The organism is Cupriavidus sp. FW306-1B-F12B (genome assembly GCF_058781795.1).
Window position 1 is genome coordinate 253355 of record NZ_JBYSXC010000002.1, and the last position, 23341, is coordinate 276695.

The following is a 23341-nucleotide window of genomic DNA, read 5'->3' on the forward strand; positions in this document are numbered from 1 at the left end:
TCGGTGCGGGCGCACCGCATGCCGGGGACGCCACTGAGACGCGGTCCGGGCGATAAAGTTGCCGGCGCGCCACGTGCCCCGGCACAATGTGGCGTTTATTATACGGATCGGCCCGGCGCCCGCCCGGCCTGAGCTGGCAAAGTGTCCGCCGTGTTGCTTTGTGCGCCGGCATCTGTGTATAATTGCCGATTCACAAGGACAGTTGCGTTCCGGATTCGTGTGTCAGTGCATCCCGGGTCGCTCGATATGACTTAATTGTTGTGTCCCCCGCGGCACGCATCTGAATTCAGGATATTTTTACATGGCAAATTCCGCACAAGCTCGCAAGCGCGCCCGCCAGGCCGTTGCCCAGAACGCTCACAACTCCAGCCTGCGTTCGCGTCTGCGCACCGCCGTCAAGGCCGTCCGCAAGGCCATCGACGCTGGCGACAAGGCCGCTGCCGCCGAGATCTTCAAGAACTCGCAAGCCGTGATCGACAGCATTGCCGACAAGAAGATCGTGCACAAGAACAAGGCTGCACGTCACAAGTCGCGCCTGTCGGCCGCCATCAAGTCGATGGCTGCCTGATCGCTGCCCGGGCCGCCCCGGCGGTCCAGCAGAGGCGGGTGCCCAGGCATCCGCCAACAAAAAAGCTCGTCATCCGACGAGCTTTTTTGCTTTCCGGCGCCAGGCCGGCAGGCTTATTCCAGCGAACAGGCTTCAACCAGCTGCAGGTTGTTGTCGCGCGCAAAATTGAGCACGAAATCCAGCGCCTTGGGTTCAATGTCGCGCAGCCGCACGTCCACCACCACGCATTTGACATTGCCGGCGAAGATCGGCCGCACGTAAGGGGAGTAGGTCAGGCGCGGGTCGCCGCTGTCGCCCTCGGGGCGGAACTGCGCCATCACGCCGCACAGCCGTTCGGCCCAGTCGCTCGGGCGGAAGGTCTTGCCTTCCTTGGTAATGCCTTGGATAAAGAATTCGCGAACGTTGGGGTTCATGAGGCTGGACACTGCGGGTGAGGCGGACGACTCGACGGTAAACCCGCTGGACGGGCGCCCGTTTGACGCGGCCGGGGCGCGTTTGGTTCGCGCTGGTTCCAGCCGGAAGGCGGGGCGTCGGTGTCTTGCGGGGGCACTTTTGATGCCGGCGGCGGGCAGCGGCATGGGTATGCCGGGCCCCGCGTGAATCAGCGGGTATTATATCTTATATAAGAGTTGCGCATAAGGGCGAATCCTGTCGGGAACCTGTCAGCGGGCCCGGGCAAGTGCAGGGCGCAAGTCCGTGCCGGGTTGTCCCGGACTCGCCAAAGCAGAAATAATCCCTTATGATTCTTGCAGTTAAATTGCGTATGCGACGCGAAAGGCGGCTCCGCGGCGCGCTTGAGTCATGAACACTTCGTGACGGCGCGTCCCCACCGAGCCGCCTTCTTTGTTTTATGAGCTCAACCCCGATCAAGCATTACCTCCAGTTCAGCGACTTCACTCCCGACGAGTATGAGTACCTGCTGGATCGCGCGCGGATCCTGAAGGCCAAGTTCAAGAACTACGAGACCTGGCACCCGCTGCACGACCGCACGCTGGCCATGATCTTCGAGAAGAATTCCACGCGTACGCGCCTGTCGTTCGAAGCCGGCATCCACCAGCTCGGCGGCCACGCGGTGTTCCTGAACACGCGCGACTCGCAACTGGGCCGCGGCGAGCCGATCGAGGATGCGGCGCAGGTGATCTCGCGCATGGTCGACATCATCATGATCCGCACTTTCGGCCAGGACATCATCGAGCGCTTTGCCGCGCATTCGCGCGTGCCGGTGATCAACGGCCTGACCAACGAATACCACCCGTGCCAGGTGCTGGCCGACGTCTTCACCTACATCGAGCAGCGCGGCAGCATCCGCGGCAAGACCGTGGCGTGGATCGGCGATGCCAACAACATGGCCTACACCTGGATCCAGGCCGCCGAGCGGCTGGGCTTCACCTTCCATTTCTCGGCGCCGCCGGGCTACCAGCTCGATCCGGCCATGGTGCCGGCGTCGGCCGCCGGCCTGGTCAAGGTCTTCGACGATCCGCTCACGGCCTGCCAGGGCGCCAGCCTGGTCACCACCGATGTCTGGACCAGCATGGGCTTCGAGGCCGAGAACGACGCCCGCAAGCGCGCCTTCAAGGACTGGATGGTCACCACCCCGATGATGGACCGCGCCGAGCCCGACGCGCTCTTCATGCACTGCCTGCCGGCGCACCGCGGCGAGGAAGTCGAGGCCGCCGTGATCGACGGTCCCAAGAGCGTGGTCTGGGAAGAGGCCGAGAACCGCCTGCACGTGCAGAAGGCGCTGATGGAATACCTGCTCTGCGGCCGCTACTGAACCAGCGCGGCGCGGGGGCGAACAGGGAGGGGCCGCGATGGCCCCTCTTTTTACGTCTTTCGTACAGAAACCAAAGGAGATGGAAGTGAGCCAGTTCGACAACGTGTCGGTCGTCAAGAAAGCCAACCTGTACTTTGACGGCAAGTGCGTCAGCCACACCGTGCTGTTCCCGGACGGCACCCGCAAGACGCTGGGCGTGATCTTCCCGGCCGCGCTGACCTTCAACACCGGCGCGCCCGAGATCATGGAAATCAACGCCGGCACCTGCCGCGTGCGCCTGGCCGGTTCGGAAGACTGGCAGACCTATGGCGCAGGCCAGCAGTTCAGCGTGCCGGGCAACAGCAGCTTCGATATCGAGGTGCAGGAAACGCTGGACTACGTCTGCCACTTCGCGTGACAGGCGCGGCGGGCCGGTCCTGGCCCGCCTGCTTTACAGCACTACCGGCTCCGGTTCGATGCGCACGCCAAAGCGCGCCTGCACCGCATCGGCGATACGGTTGGCCAGTGCCAGCAGCATCGCGCCGGTGCCGCCGCCGTGGTGCACCAGCACCAGCGCCTGCTTGCCGTAGACGCCCACCGGCCCATCGGTTACGCCCTTGAAGCCGCAGCGGTCGATCAGCCAGCCGGCGGCCAGCTTGTACGAGCCGTCCGGCTGCGCATAGCTGACCAGGTCCGGGTTGGCCTGCAGCAGCGCGTCGCGCTGCGCGGCGCTGACCAGCGGATTCTTGAAGAAGCTGCCCGCATTGCCCAGCTGCGCCGGGTCGGGCAGCTTGCGCGAACGGATCGCGACCACGGTGTCGCGAATCGTGCCCGCATCGGGCGCGGCCCGGCCATCGAGTTCGCGCGCCAGCTCCCCGTACGACAGCACCGGTTGCCACGCCTTGGGCAGGCTCAGCGTCACCGCCGTGATGATGTAGCGGCTGGCGCCGGCGCGCTTGAACAGGCTGTCGCGGTAGCCGAAGCCGCAGGCCCGCAGGTCCAGCCACACGAATGCGCCGGTGTGGCGGTCATAGGCGCGCACGCCTTCGAAGCGCTCGCGCAGTTCCACCCCGTAGGCGCCGATGTTCTGGATCGGCGCGGCGCCCGCGGTACCGGGGATCAGCGCCAGGTTTTCCAGGCCGGGCATGCCGTCGGCGATGGTGCGGTTGACCAGCGCGTTCCAGTTCTCGCCGGCGCCGGCGGTGACCAGCCAGGCATCGCCAGTCTCCTCCGGGTGGTAGCCGGGGATTTCCATCAGCAGCACCAGCGCGTCCAGGTCGCCGGTCAGCACCACATTGCTGCCGCCGCCCAGGACCACCAGCGGCAGGCCGTCGGCACGCGGGTCGGCCAGGGCCGCGGTCAGGTCGCCTTCGCTGCGCACATGCACCGCAAAGCGCGCGCGCGCGTCGAATCCGAATGTATTGTGGCGACGCAGGGGATAGAATTCGTGGAAATCTGCCATGCAAGGGAAAGGTGACGCGGCCGCCGCTGGAGGGCAAGCGACCCGGAACTGCGAGGTAGGCTGGATTATACGGAAGGCGCCGTGCGCGGCCGGCTTCCGGGCATACGGATCACAAGGAGAATGCAATGCCGTCGTTTGATGTAGTGTGCGAAGCGAACATGGTCGAGGTGAAGAACGCCGTCGAGCAGGCCAACAAGGAAATCTCGACGCGCTTCGATTTCAAGGGTTCGGACGCCCGGGTCGAGCACAAGGAAAATGAACTGACTGCCTTTGCCGACGATGATTTCAAGCTGAGCCAGGTCAAGGATGTGCTGATCAACAAGATGGCCAAGCGCAACGTGGACGTGCGCTTCCTGGACTACGGCAAGATCGACAAGATCAGCGGCGACAAGGTCAAGCAGGTGATCACGATCAAGAAGGGCGTGACCGGCGACCTGTCCAAGAAGATCGTGCGCATCATCAAGGACAGCAAGATCAAGGTGCAGGCCAGCATCCAGGGCGATGCGGTGCGCGTGTCGGGCGCCAAGCGCGACGACCTGCAAAGCGTGATGGCGATGCTGCGCAAGGACGTGTCCGAGGCGCCGCTGGACTTCAACAACTTCCGCGACTGATTCTTGCCCTCCGCGCCGGCGCTCCTGCCGGCGCCGCCTGGCGCTGCCGCACTCAGCGAGGCTGCGGCAGTCCGCCGATTTTCGCGCCGGCCTTGATGCCTTTCTGCGCGAACCATCCCTTGTTCATTTCCAGCGCATAGCGGATCGCCGCCTTCGGGCAATGGTTGCTCTCCGTGCGCGGCGCCATGTCCTCGATATTGACGATGGTGCCGTCATCGGCCAGGAAGGCGATCGACAGCGGCAGCTCGGTGTTGCGCATCCAGAAGCAGTGGCCCGCCTTCTGCTCGAACACGAACAGCATGCCGGCGTTGGGGGCCATGGTCGTGCGGTACATCAGCCCCTGTTCGCGCGCTGCCGGCGTGGCGGCAACCTCGGCCTGGATCGCAAACATGCCCGCGGTGAGCGGCACCACCGGCAGCGCGGCCTGCGCGTGCGCGATCCCGGCGCTCAGCGCGAGCAGGCCGGCAATCGAGGAGCATCGTGACAACAGCGTGTTGGACAGGAAGGGCATGGTGTTCAGTCTGAAATGGCGCGGGCAGCAGCCGCAAGCATAGCGCACGCGCGCCGTGCCGATGTGCGGCGGGCGGTACGTCGCGCATCACGAGCAATCGCGGCAACAAAAAAGGCAGGCGCCTGGCGGCAGCCTGCCTTCTCTTTCCTGCCTCGCGAGCGCACGGGGCAGGGAGGGGCGCCAGCGATTACTGGGCAGCCGGGGCCGAAGCGGCGGGGGCAGCCTTCTTCTTGCTGTGCTTCTTGTGGGTGGTCTTCTTCTTGGTCGTGGTCTTCGGGGCTTCCTTGGTGGCCGCGGGCGCTGCAGCGTCGGCGGCAGCAGGTGCCGAAGCCTGGGCGAAGGCGCCGGTGGCGAACAGGCCAACAACCAGAGCAGCGATCAGTTTTTTCATGACGTATTACCTCGAAGGATGAGAACAGTCGGAAAGATTGACGCGTGATAGGACGTGTCCCCGACAAGAACGAGGCCGCGGTCGCCAGCGTTGACCCGCGACTTGTTAGTTTTTGTAACGAGAACGCCGCTTGGTGTCGTTCGCCTGTCTGGTCTTCGAGACATGGGATCGCGGTGCCGGCTCCTGGCGCATGTGCGGTGCTGCCGGTGCCAGTCCCAGTTGCGCGGGCAACACCTCGCAGCAGGCCCCGGGCGCGAGGCCGAGCGCCCGCAGGTCGAGCGGGCCGATCCCGACGCGCACCAGCCGCAATGTGGGAAAGCCGACCGCGGCGGTCATGCGGCGCACCTGCCGGTTCTTGCCCTCGCGGATCTTCAGCTCCAGCCACGCGGTCGGGATCGCCGCGCGAAAGCGCACCGGCGGCTGGCGCGGCCACAGCCAGTCTGGTGCCTCGATCGCGCGTACCCTGGCCGGCTGCGTGACGAAGTCGCCCAGGTCTACCCCGGCGCGCAGCCGGGCCAGCGCGGCGGCATCCGGAATGCCTTCGACCTGTGCCAGGTAGGTCTTCTCCAGCTTGTGGCGCGGGTCGGCGATGCGGGCCTGCAGCGCGCCGTCGTCGGTCAGCAGCAGCAGGCCCTCGCTGTCGGCATCGAGCCGCCCGGCCGGGTAGACGCCGGGCACGCTCACGCACGCGGCCAGCGTCGGGCGCGTCGGGTGTTCCGAGAACTGGCTCATGGTGCCAAACGGCTTGTTCAGGGCAATCAGGGTCATGGGGCGCAAGTATGCCCCAGCGGCGCGCCGGGCCGGGAGATCGAAGGATCTGGGGTCCGGCCCGATTGGCGGATGATGAAAAATTGCTGCATAATACGAAATTAGTCTTGTGTCTTATATAAGACTGAAGGCAGCCCAGGGTGGCGCAAGGGTGATGCAATGCAGCACGGGCGCGCGGTAAGGCCCGCTACAATGCCACAGCGCCATCTCCCCGAATCTCGCCGACCGGCCACGAACCGGCGGCAGTCACAACCGTTCCGTACTGGAGACGTCATGTACCAACATATCAAGGTTCCGGCCGGCGAAAAGATCACGGTCAACCAGGACTTTTCGCTGAATGTCCCGGACAATCCGATCATTCCTTACATCGAAGGCGACGGTACGGGCCTCGATATCACCCCGGTGATGATCAAGGTGGTCGATGCGGCCGTGGCCAAGGCCTATGGCGGCAAGCGCAAGATCGCCTGGATGGAGATCTACGCCGGCGAGAAGTCGACCAAGGTCTACGGCCCGGACGTGTGGCTGCCGGACGAAACCCTGGAGGTGCTCAAGGACTATGTGGTCTCGATCAAGGGCCCGCTGACCACGCCGGTGGGCGGCGGCATCCGCTCGCTGAACGTGGCGCTGCGCCAGCAGCTGGACCTGTACGTCTGCCTGCGCCCGGTGCGCTACTTTAAGGGCGTGCCCTCGCCGGTGCGTGAACCGGAAAAGACCGACATGGTGATCTTCCGCGAGAACTCGGAGGACATCTACGCCGGCATCGAATGGGCGGCCGAGAGCGAGCAGGCGAAGAAGCTCATTAAGTTCCTGCAGGACGAGATGGGCGTCAAGAAGATCCGCTTCCCGGCGACCTCGGGCATCGGCATCAAGCCGGTCTCGCGCGAGGGCACCGAGCGCCTGGTGCGCAAGGCGATCCAGTACGCCATCGACAACGACAAGCCGTCGGTGACGCTGGTGCACAAGGGCAACATCATGAAGTTCACCGAAGGTGGCTTCCGTGACTGGGGCTACGAACTGGCGCAAAAGGAATTCGGCGCCGAGCTGGTCGACGGCGGCCCGTGGTGCAAGTTCAAGAACCCGAAGACCGGCAAGGACATCGTGGTCAAGGACGCCATTGCCGACGCCTTCCTGCAGCAGATCCTGCTGCGTCCGGCCGAATACTCGGTGATCGCCACGCTGAACCTGAACGGCGACTATGTCTCCGACGCGCTGGCCGCGCAGGTCGGCGGCATCGGCATCGCCCCGGGTGCCAACATGTCTGACTCGGTCGCCATGTTCGAGGCCACCCATGGCACCGCGCCGAAGTACGCCGGCAAGGACTACGTCAACCCGGGCTCCGAAATCCTGTCGGCCGAAATGATGCTGCGTCACATGGGCTGGACCGAAGCCGCGGACCTGATCATCTCGTCGATGGAGAAGTCGATCCTGTCCAAGAAGGTGACGTATGACTTCGCCCGCCTGCTGGAAGGCGCGACGCAGGTGTCGTGCTCGGGCTTTGGCCAGGTGATGATCGACAATATGTAAGCACGGACTCCCGCTGCGGCGGGCGACCTGCCAAGGAAAACCCCGGTGCCGTCTGGTCGGCGCCGGGGTTTTTTCTTGCCCCGGGCGCCAGTGTTGCCTAGAACGTCAGGGGTTGGACTGACGGGCCTGGCGGCCCGAGGAGACAGGCATGGACGATCCCTTCCGCCGCACCGCGTTCGGTGCGGCCCTCTTCTACAAGGACCCGCTGGCGGCCCTGGACTGGCTGGAGCGCGCCTTCGGCTTTGAGCGGGTCATGGTGATCCGTGACCAGCAGGACCAGCTGGTGCATTCTGAAATGCGTTTCGGCGACAGCTACCTGATGGTGGGCAGCGAGTGGGCAGACTTTACCGCCAGCCCGGCCTCGATCGGGGGCAAGAATACCCAGACCCTGCACGTGCACCTGCAGGAAGGGCTGGACCAGCATTGCGAGCGCGCCCGCGCCGCCGGGGCCGTGATCCTGCGCGAGCCGCAGGACGAGTTCTACGGCGACCGGACCTATACGGCCCGGGACGCGGAGGGCCATGTCTGGACCTTCGGCCAGACTGTGCGCAAGGTCACCAGGGAAGAAGCCGAGCAGGCCAGCGGGCTCAAGATCGACGGCTGGGCCTGATGGCCCGGACCCCGGGGCCCAAGCAGAAAGCCCGGCGCAAGGCCGGGCTTTCGGTCGGATGTGGAGCGTGCAGCTGATCCGAGCCGGCACCCGCCGCGCCGCCGTGTCGGCAACGCGGGGCGCCGGCATCGATCCCGTCCCGGGGGAGCTCCCCCCACATCCTGGTTGACCGCTCCGCGGCTCTGCGGCCGGGATGCGGTCGCGGCGCGCTTTAGCTGGCGTCCTGGATATTGGTGGCTTGCTTGCCCTTGGGGCCCTGGACCACCTCGAACGAGACGCGTTGACCTTCCTTCAGCGTCTTGAAGCCGGACATCTGGATAGCCGAAAAGTGCGCAAACAGTTCTTCTTCGCCCTCGTCCGGCTTGATGAACCCGAAGCCCTTGGCGTCATTGAACCATTTGACGATACCGCTTGCCATATACTCCCCCACGAAATAGCAGATTTCAAAGCGGGGAAGCCTTGCCAGCCAGACGGCACGGACTGCGGCGCCATGACCTGCCGCGTCCTGAGGTGCGGCCGGCGATGACGCGCGGCGAGGTGCAATCGCGTGGCGGCCAGTCTCGATGCTGACTCGCCGCCGCGGCGGCCGTGGCCTCCCTGCTCACGGATCACCTGCCTCGGCTGTTGCTTTGGCTCGTTGGCCGTCGACAGGTGTGCGAACGATTCTTCTGGCAAAGCAGGATACTGTCAAGTTGGCGGATTCCCCACTGCCAGCAGGGTGTGGCGGGAATGGGACGGCACCTGGTGGTACCTTGGCGGCATGCGCCAGGGCCGCCGTGCTTGCTGTCCCGCCCGCGCCGGCCACGTGCCTTGCAATGCCTCCCGCGTGAAATCCCGCGTCCTTCCACCACCGGAAACAGGTGGCCCGGCTCTTGAATCCGGCGCCTTTTCCCCAAATTGCAGAGTTGCGAGTAAGGGTTAGAATAAAGCCATGGCTACACGGCTTGCGAATGTCCCACAACGCGAAGCAGGCACCATCCTGGAGCGGAAAGAGCAGGCGCTTAAACCGCCCGCCATGTTCAAGGTGGTGCTGCTTAATGACGACTACACTCCGATGGAGTTTGTAGTGATGATCCTGCAGCAGTATTTCAGCAGGGACCGGGAAACGGCGACGCAGATCATGCTCACCGTGCACCGGGAAGGAAAGGGCGTCTGCGGTATCTACACCAGGGATATTGCAGCGACCAAGGTCGAGCTGGTGTCAACGCACGCGCGGCAGGCGGGGCATCCCCTGCAGTGCGTGATGGAGGAAGCATGATTGCGCAAGAATTGGAAGTGAGCCTGCATATGGCGTTTGTCGAAGCCAGGCAGGCACGCCACGAGTTCATTACCGTGGAGCACCTGCTGCTGGCATTGCTCGACAATCCCACGGCAGCGGAAGTCTTGCGCGCCTGCGCGGCCAATATAGAAGACCTGCGCACCAGCCTTAAGAACTTCATCGCGGATAACACGCCGGTAGTGCCGGGTACCGACGAGGTCGATACCCAGCCCACGCTCGGTTTCCAGCGCGTGATCCAGCGCGCGATCATGCACGTCCAGTCCACTTCCAACGGCAAGAAGGAAGTGACGGGTGCCAACGTGCTGGTCGCGATTTTCGGCGAGAAGGATTCGCACGCCGTCTATTACCTGCAGCAGCAGGGCGTGACGCGGCTGGACGTGGTCAATTTCATCAGCCACGGCATCCGCAAGGACCAGTCCGAGCCCGCCAAGCATGGCGATGCCGCCGGCGAAGGCGAGGGCGGCGACGGCAAGGAAAGCCCGCTCGAGCAATACACCCAGAACCTGAACACGCTGGCCAAGGCCGGCAAGATCGACCCGCTGATCGGCCGCGAGAGCGAAGTCGAGCGGGTGGTCCAGGTGCTGTGCCGCCGGCGCAAGAACAACCCGCTGCTGGTGGGCGAGGCCGGCGTCGGCAAGACCGCGATCGCCGAGGGCCTGGCCTGGCGCATCACCAAGAACGAGGTGCCGGACATCCTGGAAAAGGCGACCGTCTACTCGCTCGACATGGGCGCGCTGCTGGCCGGCACCAAGTACCGCGGCGACTTCGAGCAGCGCCTGAAGGGCGTGCTGAAGTCGCTCAAGGACAATCCGAACGCGATCCTGTTCATCGACGAGATCCACACGCTGATCGGCGCGGGCGCTGCCTCGGGCGGGACGCTGGACGCCAGCAACCTGCTCAAGCCGGCGCTGTCGTCGGGCCAGCTCAAGTGCATCGGCGCGACCACCTTCACGGAATATCGCGGCATCTTCGAGAAGGACGCGGCGCTGTCGCGGCGCTTCCAGAAGATCGACGTGGTCGAGCCTTCGGTCGACCAGACCGTGCAGATCCTGCGCGGCCTGAAGTCGCGCTTCGAGGAGCACCACGGCGTCAAGTACGCGGCCTCGGCACTGACCGCGGCGGCGGAGCTGTCGGCCCGCTTCATTACTGACCGCCACCTGCCCGACAAGGCGATCGACGTGATCGACGAAGCCGGCGCGGCGCAGCGCATCCTGCCGAAGTCCAAGCAGAAGAAGACCATCGGCAAGGGCGAGATCGAGGACATCGTCTCGCGCATCGCGCGCATCCCGCCGCAGAGCGTGAACCAGGACGACCGCAGCAAGCTGCAGACCCTGGACCGCGACCTGAAGTCGGTGGTGTTCGGCCAGGATCCGGCGATCGAGGCACTGGCCTCGGCGATCAAGATGTCGCGCGCCGGCCTGGGCAAGACCGACAAGCCGATTGGCTCGTTCCTGTTCTCCGGCCCCACGGGCGTGGGCAAGACCGAGGTCGCCAAGCAACTCGCCTTCATCATGGGCATCGAGCTGCTGCGCTTCGACATGTCCGAGTACATGGAACGCCACGCGGTGAGCCGCCTGATCGGCGCGCCGCCGGGATACGTCGGCTTTGACCAGGGCGGCCTGCTGACCGAGGCCGTCACCAAGAAGCCGCACTGCGTGCTGCTGCTGGATGAAATCGAGAAGGCGCATCCGGATATCTTCAATATCCTGCTGCAGGTGATGGACCATGGTTCGCTGACCGACAACAACGGCCGGCGCGCCGACTTCCGCAACGTGATCATCATCATGACCACCAACGCGGGGGCGGAGACCATGAACCGCGCCACCATCGGCTTCACCAGTTCGCGCGAGCAGGGCGACGAGATGGCTGACATCAAGCGCATGTTCACGCCGGAGTTCCGCAACCGGCTGGATGCCATGATCAGCTTCCGCTCGCTGGACGAGGAAATCATCCTGCGCGTGGTCGACAAGTTCCTGATGCAGCTGGAAGAGCAGCTGCACGAGAAGAAGGTGGAAGCCAGCTTTACCGAGAAGCTGCGCAAGTTCCTGGCGCACAAGGGGTTCGATCCGCTGATGGGCGCGCGCCCGATGCAGCGCCTGATCCAGGACATGATCCGCAAGGCCCTGGCCGACGAACTGCTGTTCGGCAGGCTGGTTTCGGGCGGCAAGGTGGTGGTGGACCTGGACGAGCAGGACCAGATCAAGCTCGATTTCTCCGAGATCGAGCCGGAACCGCCCGAGGCGCCCGAGGAACAGCGCGCAGAAGCCTGAGCGGTTATCGGCCGCGTTGCCAGCAACGTGGCCGGTCATCGGGCAAAATACGGGGGCGGCAGTCATGCCGCCCCTTTTCTTTTTGTCCCGGCGGTCGCCGGCCATGCCCGTCGGGGCACGGGTTTGCGGCCGCAGCTGGCCGCGCAACCGGCCAGGAATCCAGCCTGAAAACCCTGATGTCCTCTGCCGAACGCACGCGGCGCCGCCGCCTGCTGCTCAAGATCCTGCCGCTGGGCGCCATGCCCGTCCCGATGCTCCACGCCGCTGCCGCCACCGGCGCCGAACCGCTGGCGGGCAACCGCCCGATCGCGCTGGTGCTGCCGTTCCCGCCAGGCGGGAGCGTCGACATCGTGGCCCGGCAGCTGCAGCCCGGGCTGAAGGCGGCGCTGGGGCAGACCGTGGTGGTCGACAACAAGCCGGGCGCGGGCGGCCTGATCGCATCGAGCACCGTGGCGCGCGCGAAGCCGGACGGCACCACCCTGTTGATGGCCTTCGACACCCACGCCATCAACCCTTTCGCCTACAAGCAGCTGCCCTACGACACCTTCCGCGATTTCTCGCCAATCTCGCAGCTGGTGCGCTTTCCGCTGGTGATTGCCGCCAATCCCGCGCTGCCCGTGGCCAATGTGCGCGAGCTGGTGGCGCTGGCCAAGGCCAGGCCCGAAGGCGTGCGCTATGCCTCGTCCGGCATCGGCAGCCTGAACCAGCTGGCGGCCGAGGCGCTGGCGACCGAAGCTGGCGTGCGTATGCTGCATGTGCCCTACAAGGGCGGCGGGCCGGCCGTGCAGGCGGTGCTGTCGAACGAGGTCGATATTTTCTTCAGCAGCTATGCCGCGGTGCAGGCGCACGTGGCCGCACGCACCATCAAGGTGCTGGGCGTGACCGGCACCAGCCGGCTGCGCCAGCTGCCCCAGGTGCCGACGGTGGCCGAGCAGGGGCTCAAGGGCTTCGAGGCCTACTCCTGGATCGGCGTGTTCGGCCCGGCCGGCCTGCCGGCATCCACGGTCACGCGCATTCACGACGCGCTGGTCGAATCGCTGCGCCAGCCGCGCGTGGTCGATGCGCTGGCCGCGCAGGGCTTCGAGATCGTGGGCGGCAGCCCGGCCGACCTCGGCAACCTGGTGCGCCGCGAGCATGACAAATGGCAGGCCGTGGCGCACAAGGCCAATATCCAGTTCGAATGACGATGTCCGGCGCCGGTGCGCCGTGAAACCGAGAGGATGCCGATGGCAACGCAAGCGGAAATGTTCGACCACGCCGTGGTGGTGTGCCCAGACCTCGATGCCGGGGCCCAGGCCTGGCGCCGGCTCGGCTTTACGCTGACGCCGCGCGGCTACCACACGCTCGGCTCGCAGAACCACTGCATCATGCTGCGGCGGGACTACCTTGAGCTGCTGCACGTGACCGCGCCCAGCCCCAACCGCCAGTACTACTGGGATGCGCAGGCGCATGGCGGCGGCTGCGCGGCGATGTCGTGCAAGAGCGCCGACGCCTTTGCCACCGCGGCACGGCTGCGTGCGGCGGGCTGGCACACCTCGGACCCGATCGAGTTCTCGCGTCCGGTGCGGCTGGATGACGGCAGCGAGCACCCGGCCACCTTCCGCGTGACCGCGCTCGACGATGCGCCGGGCGCGCGCTACTTCGTCTGCGAGCACCGTACGCCCGAACTGCTGTGGCGGCCCGAATGGACCCGCCATGCCAACGGCGCGCACAGCATCGCCACCATGTTCCTGGTGGTGGCGCCCGCGCTGGTGGACGCCGCCGCGCGCGCCTACGCGGAGCTGACCGGCGGCGAGCTGACGCAGCTGAGCGAACATGTCTGCAGCCTGGCGCTGGACGATGCCACGCTGGTGGTCAGCACGCCGCAGGCGCTGGCCTCGGCCACCGGCACCGCGCATATCCGGCGCGAGGGGCCGGGCTACGCGGCGATCCGCCTGCGCACCAATGACCTGGCGGCCGCGCGTGCCGGCTGGCGCGAACAGGGTGTGCCGACCCACGACCTGGGCCCGCGCGAGACCCTGGTGCTGGCGGATGCCGCCAGCGGCGTGGCGCTGCTGTTCGAGCAGCAGGGCTGAAATGCAAACTGGCGCCCCGCGGGGCGCCAGTGTCTTGTGCGGCCAGAGGCTGCGTCAGGCGCTGGCCTTGGCGTGATGCACGCCGGTCGAGCCAAAGCCGCCCGCGCCGCGTTCGCTGTCTTCGCTGAATTCTGCCACCGTCGAAAACACCGGCCGCAGCACCGGCACGAACATCATCTGCGCGATGCGCTCGCCCGGCTGGATCACGATCGGCTCGGTGCCGGGCGCGTTGCGGTTCCACACGCTGACCATGATCTGGCCCTGGTAGTCGGCATCGATCACGCCGATCGAATTGCCCAGCACCAGGCCCTTCTTGTGGCCCAGGCCCGAGCGCGGCACGATGGTCGCGGCCATGTACGGGTTGCCCATGTGCACGGCGATGCCGGCCGGCACCAGTTGCGCGGGCGTGCCCGGCGCGATCGATACCGGGGCGTCGACGCAGGCATGGAGGTCGATGGCTGCGGCCATTTCGCTCTGGTAGGCGGGCAGGCCCCATTCATTCAGGCGCGCATCGAGCACCTTGATTTCGACGGTCGGGTTCAGTGGCTGGGTCATGGGAATCCTGGGGGGAATCGGTTCAACGGAATAGGTGGCAGCCGCGCATGATACCGGACGCGCGCCCGCCATCAGGGCCGTGCGCGCCCGGGCAGGCGCTGGCCGATCGCCGCCACCAGCTGGCGCGCCAGCGACAGCTTGTCGGCGCGCGGCAGCCGCGTCATGCCGGCGGCGTCGAACAGCACGATCTCGTTGTCGTCCAGGCCGAAGGTATGGTGGCCGATATTGCCGACCAGCAGCGGCACGCCCTTGCGCTGGCGTTTCTGCTCGCCGTACTGCTCCAGGTTCTCGCTCTCGGCGGCAAAGCCGACGCAGTAGGGGGCGTCGGCCCGCGCCGCGACCGTGGCCAGGATGTCGGGGTTCTGCACGAACTGCAGCGTGGGGGTGTCGGTATCGTTGGCCTTCTTCAGCTTCTGCTGCGCGACTTCAGCCGGGCGCCAGTCCGCCACCGCGGCCACGGCGACAAAGACATCCACGCCGTGCAGCTGCGCGATCGCCGCGTCATGCATCTGCTGCGCGCTGCGCACGTCGGTGCGGACCACGCCACGCGGGGTGGGCAGGCCGGTGGGGCCGGCCACCAGCAGCACCTCGGCGCCGGCCTCGCGCGCCGCGCGTGCGATCGAGAAGCCCATCTTGCCGGACGACAGGTTGGTGATGCCGCGCACCGGGTCGATCGCCTCGAAGGTCGGGCCGGCGGTGATCAGCACGCGCTTGCCTTGCAGCGGCTTGGGCTGGAAGAAGGCGATGATGTCGTCGAGCAGTTCTTCGGGCTCCAGCATGCGGCCGTCGCCGACCTCGCCGCAGGCCTGGTCGCCGCTGCCGGGGCCCAGGATCATCACGCCGTCGGCGCGCAGTTGCGCGGCGTTGCGCTGGGTGGCGGGGGCGGCCCACATCTGGCGGTTCATCGCCGGTGCCACCAGCAGCGGGCAGTCGCGCGCGATGCACAGGGTGCTGAGCAGGTCGTCGCACAGCCCGTTGGCCAGGCGCGCCATGAAATCGGTCGAGGCCGGGGCGATGACGATGGCATCGGCCTCGCGCGACAGGTCGATGTGCGCCATGTTGTTGTCGATGCGGGCATCCCACTGCGACAGGAAGACCGGCCGGCCGGACAGGGCCTGCATCGTCACCGGCGTGATGAAATGCGTCGCCGCCTCGGTCATGGCCACCTGCACGGTGGCGCCGGCCTTGGTCAGCAGGCGGACCAGTTCGGCCGACTTGTAGCAGGCGATGCCGCCGGTCAGGCCGAGAACGATGTGCTTGCCGCGCAAATCCATGGTGGGGAACCTGGCTGGGGAGAAAGGGAAATGATACCGGGGAAGCCGGCTGAGGGTTGGCTCCCCATTCCCGCACGGCGGGAGTGGGGCCGGGGGTGAGGGCGGGCGGTTCTGGTGGCGTGGTGCCTTGCTGAACCGCCCCTCACCCTAGCCTCTCCCCGCGAGGGGAGAGGGGAACACAATCAGGGCGCTCAGTGGCGCCGCACCCTGCGCAGCTCGTCCACGATCAGCAGCACCGCGCCGACCGTGATCGCGCAGTCGGCCACGTTGAAGGCCGGCCAGTGGTAGTTGCGCACATAGAAGTCCAGGAAATCGACCACGTGCCCGTAGGCCACGCGGTCGATCACATTGCCGACCGCGCCGCCCAGGATCAGCGACACCGCGAAGCAGAACAGCCGCTGGCCGGTGTGGCGATACAGCAGCCACACGATGAACGCGCCCACCACGATGCCCAGCCCGGTAAAGAACCAGCGCTGCCAGCCGCCGGCATCGGCCAGGAAGCTGAACGCCGCGCCCTTGTTGTAGACCAGCACCAGGTTGAAGAAGCCGGTCACCGGGCGCGATTCACCATAGGTGAAGGTGCGCACGATGACGATCTTGAAGAACTGGTCGAGCACCACCACCAGCAGTGCGAAGGCCATCCACAGCAGCGGGGTGGTGCTGGCGGCCTTGTTGTTGCGGCGTGCCGGGCGCGCGGAACGGGACGTGGTCGATGCCATCAGGCATGGCTCCTGTGTTCACCGGCGCCGAACAGGTTGCTGTCGCAGCGCCCGCAGAGGGTCGGATGGTCCGGGTTGTGGCCGACATCGGCGCGGTAGTGCCAGCAGCGCTCGCACTTGGCATGGGCCGACGGGGTCACCGTGACCAGCAGGTCGCCGGCCTCGGGCGCGTGCGTTACCTTGGCCGACGAGGTCAGCAGCACGAAGCGCAGGTCGTCGCCCAGGCTCTGCAGCGCTTCCAGCACCGGGCCGCCGGCCTGGATGGTCAGCTCGGCCTGCAGCGACGAGCCGATCTCGCCTTCCACGCGCACCGCTTCGAGCTGCTTGGTGACTTCGGCGCGCACTTCGCGCAGCGTGTGCCACTTCTGCAGCAGGTCGTCGGCGCCGTCGTCGACTTCCGGCACCGCGTAGTAGGTGCTGGTGAAGATGGTGTCGGTGTGCTCGGTGCCGTGGGCGAAGATCTGCCACGCTTCCTCGGCGGTGAACGACAGGAACGGCGCCATCCAGTGCAGCATCGCCTGGGTGATGTGGTACAGCGCGTTCTGCGCCGCGCGGCGGGCCTTGGAGTCCGGCGCGGTGGTGTACAGGCGGTCCTTCAGCACATCGAGGTAGAAGCCGCCCAGGTCCTCGGAGCAGAAGGTCTGCAGCTTGGACACCACCGGGTGGAATTCATACGACTCGTAGTGCGACAGCACTTCCTTTTGCAGCTGCGCGGTCAGCGCCACGGCGTAGCGGTCGATCTCCAGCCATTCCGACGCCGGCAGGGCATGCCTGGCGTGGTCGTAGTCGGACAGGTTGGACAGCAGGAAGCGCAGCGTATTGCGGATGCGGCGGTAGCCTTCCACCACGCGCTTGAGGATCTCGTCCGAGATCGACAGCTCGCCGGAGTAGTCGGTCGAGGCCACCCACAAACGGATGATCTCGGCGCCCATCTTGTTCGAGATGTCCTGCGGCGACACGGTGTTGCCGATCGACTTGGACATCTTGCGGCCTTCGCCGTCGACGGTGAAGCCGTGCGTCAGCAGCGCCTTGTAGGGCGGCTTGCCGTACAGCATCGACGCGGTCAGCAGCGACGAGTGGAACCAGCCGCGGTGCTGGTCCGAGCCTTCCAGGTACAGGTCGGCGAGGCGGCCATCGGCTTCATCGGCGGACGGATCGTACAGGTCGTCGCGGTGCGAGCCGCGGATCACGGACCAGTGCGTGGTGCCGGAGTCGAACCACACGTCCAGCGTGTCGCGGTTCTTCTCGTACTGGCTGGCCTCGTCGCCCAGCAGCTCGGCCGGGTCCAGCGTCTGCCAGGCCTCGATGCCGTGCTGCTCCACGCGCCTGGCCACTTCTTCCAGCAGCTGCGGCGTGCGCGGGTGCAGCGCGCCGGTTTCCTTGTGCAGGAAGAAGGCCATCGGCACGCCCCACTGGCGCTGGCGCGACAGCGTCCAGTCCGGCCGGTTGGCGATCATGTTGTGCAGGCGCTGCTTGCCCCAGGCCGGGAAGAACTCGGTGGCGTCGATGCCGGCCAGCGCGGTCTCGCGCAGGGTGGGGCCGGTCTTGCCGTTCTCGTCGGCCGGGTCCACGTCCATGCCCGCGAACCACTGCGAGGTGGCGCGATAGATGATCGGCGTCTTGTGGCGCCAGCAATGCATGTAGCTGTGGGTGTACTTGTGCGAATTGAACAGGTTGCCCGAGGCCTGCAGCACCTCGACGATCTTCGGGTTGGCGTCCCAGATCGACAGCCCGCCAAAGAGCGGCAGCGTGCCGGCATAGACGCCGTTGCCCATCACCGGGCTGATGATGTCCGAATCGGCCATGCCGTGCGCCTTGCACGACTGGAAGTCTTCCACGCCGTAGGCCGGCGCCGAGTGCACGATGCCCGAGCCGGTATCGGTGGTGACGTAGTCGCCCAGGTAGACCGGCGACAGGCGGTCATAGCCCGCGTCCATCTTGGCCAGCGGGTGGTGGAAGCGGATTTCCGACAGTGCCGCGCCGGTGGTGGTGGCCACGACCTTGCCTTCCAGGCCGTAGACCTTGAGCTGCTCCTCGACGCGCTCGGTGGCCAGGATCAGGTAGCCGCGCGGGGTCTCGACCAGCGCGTATTCCACTTCCGGGTGCACGTTCAGCGCCTGGTTGCTCGGGATGGTCCACGGCGTGGTGGTCCAGATCACGATCCAGCCGGGCTTGCCGTCGAGCTGCTCGAAGGGCACCTTGAAGGCGTGCGCCAGCTTGTCGGCTTGCGCGAACGGGAAGCCCACGTCGATCGACAGGTCGACCTTGTCCTTGTATTCGACCTCGGCCTCGGCCAGCGCCGAGCCGCAGTCGAAGCACCAGTTCACCGGCTTCAGGCCCCGGAACACATAGCCCTTCTCCATGATCTTGCCGAGCGCGCGCAGTTCATCCGCCTCGTTGCTGTAGTTCATGGTCAGGTAGGGGTGGTCCCAGTCGCCGAGCACGCCCAGGCGTTCGAAATCCACCATCTGGCGCTTGATCTGCTCGGTGGCGTAGGCGCGCGCCTTGGCCTGGACCTCCTGCACCGGCAGGCCCTTGCCGAATTTCTTCTCGATCTGGATCTCGATCGGCATGCCGTGGCAGTCCCAGCCCGGCACGTAGACGGCGTCGAGCCCGGTCAGGCCGCGCGCCTTGATGATCATGTCCTTGAGCACCTTGTTGACGGCGTGGCCGATATGGATGTCGCCGTTGGCATACGGCGGGCCGTCATGCAGCACGAACTTCTTCGCGCCCTTGCGTGCCGCGCGGATCTTCTTGTAGAGCTGCTTGTCCTGCCACTGCTTGACCCACTGCGGCTCGCGCTTGGGCAGGTCGCCACGCATCGGGAAGGGCGTGTCGAGCAGGTTGACCGGATACTTGCTTTTCTCGGGCTTGGCGCGTTTGTCGTCAGACATTTCGATTCTCAGGGCAATTCGGGTTGGCGCGCGGGCGGCGGCAGGCCGGCGGGCGCGCGGAAAGACTGGGGCGGCGGCGTGCGTGCCGGGCCCGCGCCACTGGCGTGCGGGCGGGCGCCGGCCGCTACCTAATTCGGTCGGTGGCGGAGGTGGCGAAGTCGCGCCCGCCGCTGCCTTCGGCCGCGCCCGGGGCGGTCAGACCGAAGAAGGCGCGCGCATCGGCGCTGTCCTTGGCGATGGCGGCGGTGAGCTCGTCCAGGTTGTCAAAGCGCGCTTCGTCGCGCAGCTTCTTCATGAATTCAACCCGCACCAGCTTGCCGTACAGGTTCTCTTTGAAATCGAACAGGTGGACTTCCAGCAGCACCCGGCCGGCGTCCTCGATGGTGGGGCGCACGCCGATGCTGGCCACGCCCGGCAGGGGCTGGTCGGCGATGCCGTGCACCTGCACCACGAAGATGCCGCTGACTGCCGGCCGCTTGTGCGAGATGCGCAGGTTCAACGTCGGGAAGCCCAGGTCGCGGCCCAGCTTGCGGCCGTGGATCACGTGGCCGCTGATGGCATAGCCGTGGCCGAGCAGGCGCCGGGCATGCTCCAGGTCGCCGTCGGCCAGCGCCTGGCGCACCGCGGAGCTGGAGATGCGGATGCCGCCTTCGGACACCGATCCCATCTGCTCGACATCGAAGCCGTAGCGGCGCCCGGCTTCCTGCAGGTAGGTAAAGTCGCCGGCGCGCTTGGCGCCGAAGCGGAAGTCGTCGCCGACCAGCACCCAGCGCGCGTGCAGGCCATGCCAGAGCACGTTCTCGACGAACGCCTGCGGCGACTGGGCGGCAAAGTGGGCGTTGAAGTGTTCCACCACCACCCGGTCCACGCCGTTGCGGCGCAGGCTTTCCAGCTTGTCGCGCAGCAGCGCGATGCGGGTAGGGGCCTTGTCCGGGGTGAAGAACTCGCGCGGATGCGGCTCGAAGGTCATCACGCACAGCGGCAGGCCGCGTGCGTCGGCGGCTGCGCGCGCACGCGCGAGCAGCGACTGGTGGCCGCGATGCACACCGTCGAAATTGCCGATGGTGAGCGCGCAGGGCGCCCGGCTTTCGGCGTTGGGCAGGCCGCGGAAGACTTTCACGGGGACGGCGGGAAACGTTTCAGGTAAAGCGAGCATTATAAGGCGAATGGGTCCGCTTGCCGCTCCCGCCGCCCGCGGCCGGTGCCGCGCTGCTGTTTTTGTGCCGCAACCGGCCCTCGCGGCATGGCGCGATGCCGCAAAAGGCGGCATGATATGCCCCACTTCGGCTTCACTTCGGCGCTGGCACCTGCTGCCACCGACATCCGCCCATTCCAAGCCAGCCACACTTGAAAGCGCTGCCCAACCGGTTCTTTTCCCGGCTCCTGCCCCGAGTCCTGCCTCAGGCGACCGCCCAGCTCGACGTCGAGACGCGCGCCAAGCTGATGGCCATCGTGCACAAGAACTCGCCCACGGCGATCGTGGCCTCGGTGCTGCTGCCCGCGCTGACCACACTGGGATTCTGGAACGACGTGAGCCACTCGGCCTTGCTCGGCTGGTGCGCGGTGATGCTGCTGCTGACGGCCGGCGGCCTGTGGTTCTATGTCGGCTACCAGCGCGACCATGCCTCGATGAGCCGTTCCGCGCACACGCGCAAGTGGTGGAACAATATGCGCGCGGTTGCCTTCCTGACCGGCGTGACCTGGGGCAGCTCGGCGCTGCTGCATTTGTATGCAGGCTCGTCGGTGTTCTCCAGCGTGCTGTACCTGCTGACCCTTGGGGTGCTGGCAGGCGGCGCGGTGTCGCAGGCGCCGGTGCCGTCGAACCTGGTCTATGCCGGCGTGCCGATCCTCGTGCCCAATATCCTGATGGCGGAATTCGCCTTCCCCGGCCATGGCGTCTATGTGCAGGTGCTGCTGGTGATCTATGGTCTGATGCTGTCGCGCCATGCCTTGCACCTGCAGGTCACGCTGGTGCGCGCCATCCAGCTCGAGGGCGACAGCCGCCGCCTGGCCAAGCAGTTCCAGGAGGAAAAGGAGCGCGCGCTGCATGCCAGCGAGGAGAAGTCGCGCTTCCTGGCTGCCGCGAGCCACGACCTGCGCCAGCCGGTGCATGCGCTGGTGATGCTGGTGGAGGCGCTGCGCGCGCGCAACCAGTCGTCGGCGCTGCATCCGCTGGTGGAGCAGGTGGCGGCGGGTACCCAGACCATCGACCTCTTGTTCCGTTCGCTGCTGGACCTGTCCAAGCTGGAAGGGCGCAAGGTGTTGCCGACGCTGGAGCCATGCGAGCTGGGTGCGCTGATCCGCGACGTGATGAGCCAGTTTGCCGCCGATGCGCGCGAAAGCGGCCTGACCCTGACCCCGCGCGTGCCCGACGAGCTGTACGCCATGGCCGAGCCGGTGCTGTTGCGCCGGGCCCTGTTCAACCTGGTGCAGAACGCGCTGCGCTACACCCCGCGCGGCGGCGTGCTGGTGACCGCGCGCCAGCGCCGCAAGCATGTGCGGCTGGAAGTCTGGGATACCGGCGCCGGCGTGACACCCGAGCACCTGCCCGACATCTTTTCGCCGTACTACCAGGTCCATAACCCGCAGCGCGACCCGTCGCAGGGCCTGGGCCTGGGGCTGGCCATCTTCAAGGAATGCGTGCGCCTGATGCGCGGCACCTATGGCGTGCGCTCGGTGCCGGGCAAGGGTTCGGTGTTCTGGTTCGCGCTGGCGACGGTGCCGGCCGAGACCGTGGCCAGCGTGCGCGAGATGCGCGCGATGGCGCAGGCGGAAGAGGCCAAGCCCGACCGCCTGCAGGGCACGGTGCTGGTGGTCGACGACGACAGCCAGATCCGCAAGGCCTGGATCGCGCTGATGGAGGCCTGGGGCATCCGCGTGGCCTGCGCCGCGCACGGCGCCGAGGCCGACAAGCTGTTTGCCAAGGGCCTGCGCCCCGACATCATCTTCTGCGACCTGCGCCTGCCCGGCAGCGAGAACGGACTGGATTTGCTCGAGCGCTGGCAGAACACGCAGCCGCAGGCGCGCAGCGCGCTGCTGACCGGCGACCTGAAATCCGCCGCGCTGGCGGCGGCGGAAGAGGCGGGATATTTCGTGCTGCCCAAGCCGGTGGACCCGGCTTCGCTGCGGCTGCTGCTGCGACGCTGGCTGCGGCCGGCCTAGGGCGGGGTGCCGGCCTGCGTTACTGGCGCAGGCGGAACCGCTCCATGCGCGACATCACCTGCATGCGCGTGCGCACGCCCAGGCGCTGCAGGATGGCCGACACGTGCTCCTTGACGGTGTTCTCGGTCAGCCCCAGGCGGCGCGCGATCACCTTGTTCGGCAGGCCTTCCAGCACCAGCGCCAGCACCGAGCCCTGGCGCGGCGTCAGGCCGAGCTCGGCCGGCGTGACCGGAATGCCGTGGGCGGGCCCGAACGACTGCGCGCGGCCGTTCAGGGCCTCATCGGTGGGGAAGGAGGTGTCGCCTGCCAGCACCTTGCGCACCGCGGCGGTGAAGGCATTGGCATCAAGGTGCTTGCCGACGAAGCCGCAGGCCGACAGCGCGCGGGCGCGGCCGACGATCTCGGGGGTGGCCTCGGCGGACATGAAGATGAAGCGTGCGCCGGGGATGACGGTCTTGAACGACTGCATGGCATCGAAACCGGTGCCATCGTTCAGCCAGATATCGAGCAGCACGATATCGGGGCGCAGCCCCTGCTGCAGGCTTGTCAGGGCTTCGCGGGCACTGCCGGCGGCATGGACTGCCACATCCGGCATGACTTCGGCGAGGAAAGCCGTAGTGCCTGACAAAGCCATAGGATGATCATCGACCACCAACAACGTCGGTGCAGCGTTCGACATGCGAATTCCCGTTCAAATTCCCGTTTCGTCCTTGTTGTCACCAGCTCTTGGCGAGCACTGTGTCATGCACAGGGTTGGCGCGTGGACGTAGCGCCCACTCTAGCAGAGGGGGCGAAGCGTCACAATCCATCAATCGGGGGTATACGGGCATGCCGTCACATGTTAGACACATCGCGCCCTGTCCGAATCTCGTGAATTAAGCACGTAATGCGTTGGCTTTACCAGAGTTTAGCGCC

At 66.5% G+C, this 23341-nt stretch carries 23 protein-coding genes; 11 read left to right on the forward strand and 12 right to left on the reverse strand.

The genetic code is table 11. The features are described from left to right. Positions 1-301 precede the first annotated feature (301 nt). The gene (gene rpsT / locus AC3WLE_RS04470) at positions 302-568 is read left to right on the forward strand and encodes a 30S ribosomal protein S20 (protein WP_010815010.1); all 267 of its coding nucleotides are present in this window, start codon (positions 302-304) and stop codon (positions 566-568) included. 113 nt (positions 569-681) lie between these two features. Here rpsT and AC3WLE_RS04475 read toward each other — a convergent pair whose 3' ends face one another. After that, positions 682-981 carry a DUF3579 domain-containing protein gene (locus tag AC3WLE_RS04475; RefSeq protein WP_010815009.1) on the reverse strand — a complete coding sequence of 100 codons (300 nt, stop codon included), beginning with the start codon at positions 979-981 and terminating at the stop codon, positions 682-684. Between the two features lie 437 nt (positions 982-1418). Here AC3WLE_RS04475 and argF point away from each other — a divergent pair, with 437 nt between their 5' ends. Both argF and ppnP read left to right on the forward strand, forming a co-directional pair. Then, a complete protein-coding gene (gene argF / locus AC3WLE_RS04480; protein WP_035821233.1) occupies positions 1419-2342 on the forward strand; it encodes an ornithine carbamoyltransferase in 924 nt (307 codons plus the stop codon). 85 nt (positions 2343-2427) lie between these two features. Continuing rightward, a complete protein-coding gene (ppnP, locus tag AC3WLE_RS04485) occupies positions 2428-2739 on the forward strand; it encodes a pyrimidine/purine nucleoside phosphorylase (protein ID WP_010815007.1) in 312 nt (103 codons plus the stop codon). Positions 2740-2772: 33 nt separating this feature from the next. On the opposite strand, the gene murB is transcribed toward ppnP, so the two are convergent. Next, positions 2773-3783, reverse strand: coding sequence for a UDP-N-acetylmuramate dehydrogenase (murB, locus tag AC3WLE_RS04490; RefSeq protein WP_492351198.1), 1011 nt, complete (start codon positions 3781-3783; stop codon positions 2773-2775). Between the two features lie 125 nt (positions 3784-3908). Between murB and AC3WLE_RS04495 the strand changes: the two genes are divergently transcribed. Beyond that, entirely contained in the window at positions 3909-4394 is a 486-nt protein-coding gene (locus AC3WLE_RS04495; protein ID WP_018311553.1) for a YajQ family cyclic di-GMP-binding protein, read from the forward strand. A 52-nt stretch (positions 4395-4446) separates the two neighbouring features. On the opposite strand, the gene AC3WLE_RS04500 is transcribed toward AC3WLE_RS04495, so the two are convergent. The 3 genes from AC3WLE_RS04500 to AC3WLE_RS04510 form a co-directional block, all read right to left on the reverse strand. Beyond that, entirely contained in the window at positions 4447-4905 is a 459-nt protein-coding gene (locus tag AC3WLE_RS04500; RefSeq protein WP_492319648.1) for a DUF192 domain-containing protein, read from the reverse strand. Between the two features lie 187 nt (positions 4906-5092). After that, positions 5093-5296: a hypothetical protein gene (locus AC3WLE_RS04505; RefSeq protein ID WP_340524285.1), complete on the reverse strand. Its 204-nt coding sequence runs from the start codon at positions 5294-5296 to the stop codon at positions 5093-5095. Positions 5297-5401: 105 nt separating this feature from the next. After that, the gene (locus tag AC3WLE_RS04510; protein WP_492319649.1) at positions 5402-6064 is read right to left on the reverse strand and encodes a pseudouridine synthase; all 663 of its coding nucleotides are present in this window, start codon (positions 6062-6064) and stop codon (positions 5402-5404) included. A gap of 273 nt (positions 6065-6337) precedes the next feature. Between AC3WLE_RS04510 and icd the strand changes: the two genes are divergently transcribed. Together icd and AC3WLE_RS04520 are read left to right on the forward strand one after the other, a co-directional pair. Next, complete coding sequence (gene icd, locus AC3WLE_RS04515; protein ID WP_492319650.1) at positions 6338-7588, forward strand: NADP-dependent isocitrate dehydrogenase; 1251 nt, start codon at positions 6338-6340, stop codon at positions 7586-7588. A gap of 148 nt (positions 7589-7736) precedes the next feature. Next, complete coding sequence (locus AC3WLE_RS04520) at positions 7737-8198, forward strand: VOC family protein (RefSeq protein ID WP_010815000.1); 462 nt, start codon at positions 7737-7739, stop codon at positions 8196-8198. Positions 8199-8409: 211 nt separating this feature from the next. On the opposite strand, the gene AC3WLE_RS04525 is transcribed toward AC3WLE_RS04520, so the two are convergent. After that, complete coding sequence (locus AC3WLE_RS04525) at positions 8410-8616, reverse strand: cold-shock protein (protein ID WP_010814999.1); 207 nt, start codon at positions 8614-8616, stop codon at positions 8410-8412. A gap of 513 nt (positions 8617-9129) precedes the next feature. Here AC3WLE_RS04525 and clpS point away from each other — a divergent pair. The 4 genes from clpS (at position 9130) to AC3WLE_RS04545 (ending at position 13822) form a co-directional block, all read left to right on the forward strand. Beyond that, positions 9130-9456: an ATP-dependent Clp protease adapter ClpS gene (gene clpS / locus AC3WLE_RS04530; protein ID WP_010814998.1), complete on the forward strand. Its 327-nt coding sequence runs from the start codon at positions 9130-9132 to the stop codon at positions 9454-9456. Beyond that, positions 9453-11747 (forward strand): ATP-dependent Clp protease ATP-binding subunit ClpA, encoded by a 2295-nt coding sequence (clpA, locus tag AC3WLE_RS04535; RefSeq protein ID WP_010814997.1) that lies wholly within the window; start codon positions 9453-9455, stop codon positions 11745-11747. The genes clpS and clpA overlap by 4 nt, the downstream gene beginning before the upstream one ends. A 176-nt stretch (positions 11748-11923) precedes the next feature. Beyond that, complete coding sequence (locus AC3WLE_RS04540) at positions 11924-12931, forward strand: tripartite tricarboxylate transporter substrate binding protein (protein ID WP_492319651.1); 1008 nt, start codon at positions 11924-11926, stop codon at positions 12929-12931. A gap of 42 nt (positions 12932-12973) precedes the next feature. After that, entirely contained in the window at positions 12974-13822 is an 849-nt protein-coding gene (locus tag AC3WLE_RS04545; RefSeq protein ID WP_492319652.1) for a VOC family protein, read from the forward strand. A 54-nt stretch (positions 13823-13876) separates the two neighbouring features. Here AC3WLE_RS04545 and dut read toward each other — a convergent pair whose 3' ends face one another. From dut to AC3WLE_RS04570, 5 genes are all read right to left on the reverse strand, one after another. Next, a complete protein-coding gene (gene dut, locus AC3WLE_RS04550) occupies positions 13877-14377 on the reverse strand; it encodes a dUTP diphosphatase (protein WP_011615967.1) in 501 nt (166 codons plus the stop codon). A gap of 71 nt (positions 14378-14448) precedes the next feature. Further along, positions 14449-15651: a bifunctional phosphopantothenoylcysteine decarboxylase/phosphopantothenate--cysteine ligase CoaBC gene (coaBC, locus tag AC3WLE_RS04555; RefSeq protein WP_492319654.1), complete on the reverse strand. Its 1203-nt coding sequence runs from the start codon at positions 15649-15651 to the stop codon at positions 14449-14451. A 191-nt stretch (positions 15652-15842) separates the two neighbouring features. After that, positions 15843-16370 carry a signal peptidase II gene (gene lspA, locus AC3WLE_RS04560; RefSeq protein ID WP_492319655.1) on the reverse strand — a complete coding sequence of 176 codons (528 nt, stop codon included), beginning with the start codon at positions 16368-16370 and terminating at the stop codon, positions 15843-15845. Continuing rightward, a complete protein-coding gene (ileS, locus tag AC3WLE_RS04565; RefSeq protein WP_492319656.1) occupies positions 16370-19264 on the reverse strand; it encodes an isoleucine--tRNA ligase in 2895 nt (964 codons plus the stop codon). Before ileS ends, lspA begins: the two co-directional genes overlap by 1 nt. A gap of 124 nt (positions 19265-19388) precedes the next feature. Beyond that, the gene (locus AC3WLE_RS04570; RefSeq protein ID WP_035821206.1) at positions 19389-20384 is read right to left on the reverse strand and encodes a bifunctional riboflavin kinase/FAD synthetase; all 996 of its coding nucleotides are present in this window, start codon (positions 20382-20384) and stop codon (positions 19389-19391) included. Positions 20385-20611: 227 nt separating this feature from the next. Between AC3WLE_RS04570 and AC3WLE_RS04575 the strand changes: the two genes are divergently transcribed. Continuing rightward, complete coding sequence (locus AC3WLE_RS04575; protein ID WP_492319657.1) at positions 20612-22426, forward strand: hybrid sensor histidine kinase/response regulator; 1815 nt, start codon at positions 20612-20614, stop codon at positions 22424-22426. A gap of 19 nt (positions 22427-22445) precedes the next feature. Here the strand turns inward: AC3WLE_RS04575 and AC3WLE_RS04580 are convergent, their stop codons facing one another. Further along, entirely contained in the window at positions 22446-23105 is a 660-nt protein-coding gene (locus AC3WLE_RS04580) for a response regulator (protein WP_011615962.1), read from the reverse strand. Positions 23106-23341: the final 236 nt, after the last annotated feature.

What these genes read in the sequence shown, in the direction of transcription:
- AC3WLE_RS04505 (WP_340524285.1), bottom strand. Translation starts at nt 5,296, where the DNA reads ATGAAAAAACTGATCGCTGCTCTGGTTGTTGGCCTGTTCGCCACCGGC.
- rpsT (WP_010815010.1), top strand. Translation starts at nt 302, where the DNA reads ATGGCAAATTCCGCACAAGCTCGCAAGCGCGCCCGCCAGGCCGTTGCC.
- icd (WP_492319650.1), top strand. Translation starts at nt 6,338, where the DNA reads ATGTACCAACATATCAAGGTTCCGGCCGGCGAAAAGATCACGGTCAAC.
- argF (WP_035821233.1), top strand. Translation starts at nt 1,419, where the DNA reads ATGAGCTCAACCCCGATCAAGCATTACCTCCAGTTCAGCGACTTCACT.
- AC3WLE_RS04540 (WP_492319651.1), top strand. Translation starts at nt 11,924, where the DNA reads ATGTCCTCTGCCGAACGCACGCGGCGCCGCCGCCTGCTGCTCAAGATC.
- clpS (WP_010814998.1), top strand. Translation starts at nt 9,130, where the DNA reads ATGGCTACACGGCTTGCGAATGTCCCACAACGCGAAGCAGGCACCATC.
- clpA (WP_010814997.1), top strand. Translation starts at nt 9,453, where the DNA reads ATGATTGCGCAAGAATTGGAAGTGAGCCTGCATATGGCGTTTGTCGAA.
- AC3WLE_RS04475 (WP_010815009.1), bottom strand. Translation starts at nt 981, where the DNA reads ATGAACCCCAACGTTCGCGAATTCTTTATCCAAGGCATTACCAAGGAA.
- AC3WLE_RS04510 (WP_492319649.1), bottom strand. Translation starts at nt 6,064, where the DNA reads ATGACCCTGATTGCCCTGAACAAGCCGTTTGGCACCATGAGCCAGTTC.
- coaBC (WP_492319654.1), bottom strand. Translation starts at nt 15,651, where the DNA reads ATGGATTTGCGCGGCAAGCACATCGTTCTCGGCCTGACCGGCGGCATC.
- dut (WP_011615967.1), bottom strand. Translation starts at nt 14,377, where the DNA reads ATGACCCAGCCACTGAACCCGACCGTCGAAATCAAGGTGCTCGATGCG.
- AC3WLE_RS04500 (WP_492319648.1), bottom strand. Translation starts at nt 4,905, where the DNA reads ATGCCCTTCCTGTCCAACACGCTGTTGTCACGATGCTCCTCGATTGCC.
- AC3WLE_RS04545 (WP_492319652.1), top strand. Translation starts at nt 12,974, where the DNA reads ATGGCAACGCAAGCGGAAATGTTCGACCACGCCGTGGTGGTGTGCCCA.
- AC3WLE_RS04525 (WP_010814999.1), bottom strand. Translation starts at nt 8,616, where the DNA reads ATGGCAAGCGGTATCGTCAAATGGTTCAATGACGCCAAGGGCTTCGGG.
- lspA (WP_492319655.1), bottom strand. Translation starts at nt 16,370, where the DNA reads ATGGCATCGACCACGTCCCGTTCCGCGCGCCCGGCACGCCGCAACAAC.
- ileS (WP_492319656.1), bottom strand. Translation starts at nt 19,264, where the DNA reads ATGTCTGACGACAAACGCGCCAAGCCCGAGAAAAGCAAGTATCCGGTC.
- murB (WP_492351198.1), bottom strand. Translation starts at nt 3,783, where the DNA reads ATGGCAGATTTCCACGAATTCTATCCCCTGCGTCGCCACAATACATTC.
- AC3WLE_RS04495 (WP_018311553.1), top strand. Translation starts at nt 3,909, where the DNA reads ATGCCGTCGTTTGATGTAGTGTGCGAAGCGAACATGGTCGAGGTGAAG.
- AC3WLE_RS04520 (WP_010815000.1), top strand. Translation starts at nt 7,737, where the DNA reads ATGGACGATCCCTTCCGCCGCACCGCGTTCGGTGCGGCCCTCTTCTAC.
- AC3WLE_RS04580 (WP_011615962.1), bottom strand. Translation starts at nt 23,105, where the DNA reads ATGTCGAACGCTGCACCGACGTTGTTGGTGGTCGATGATCATCCTATG.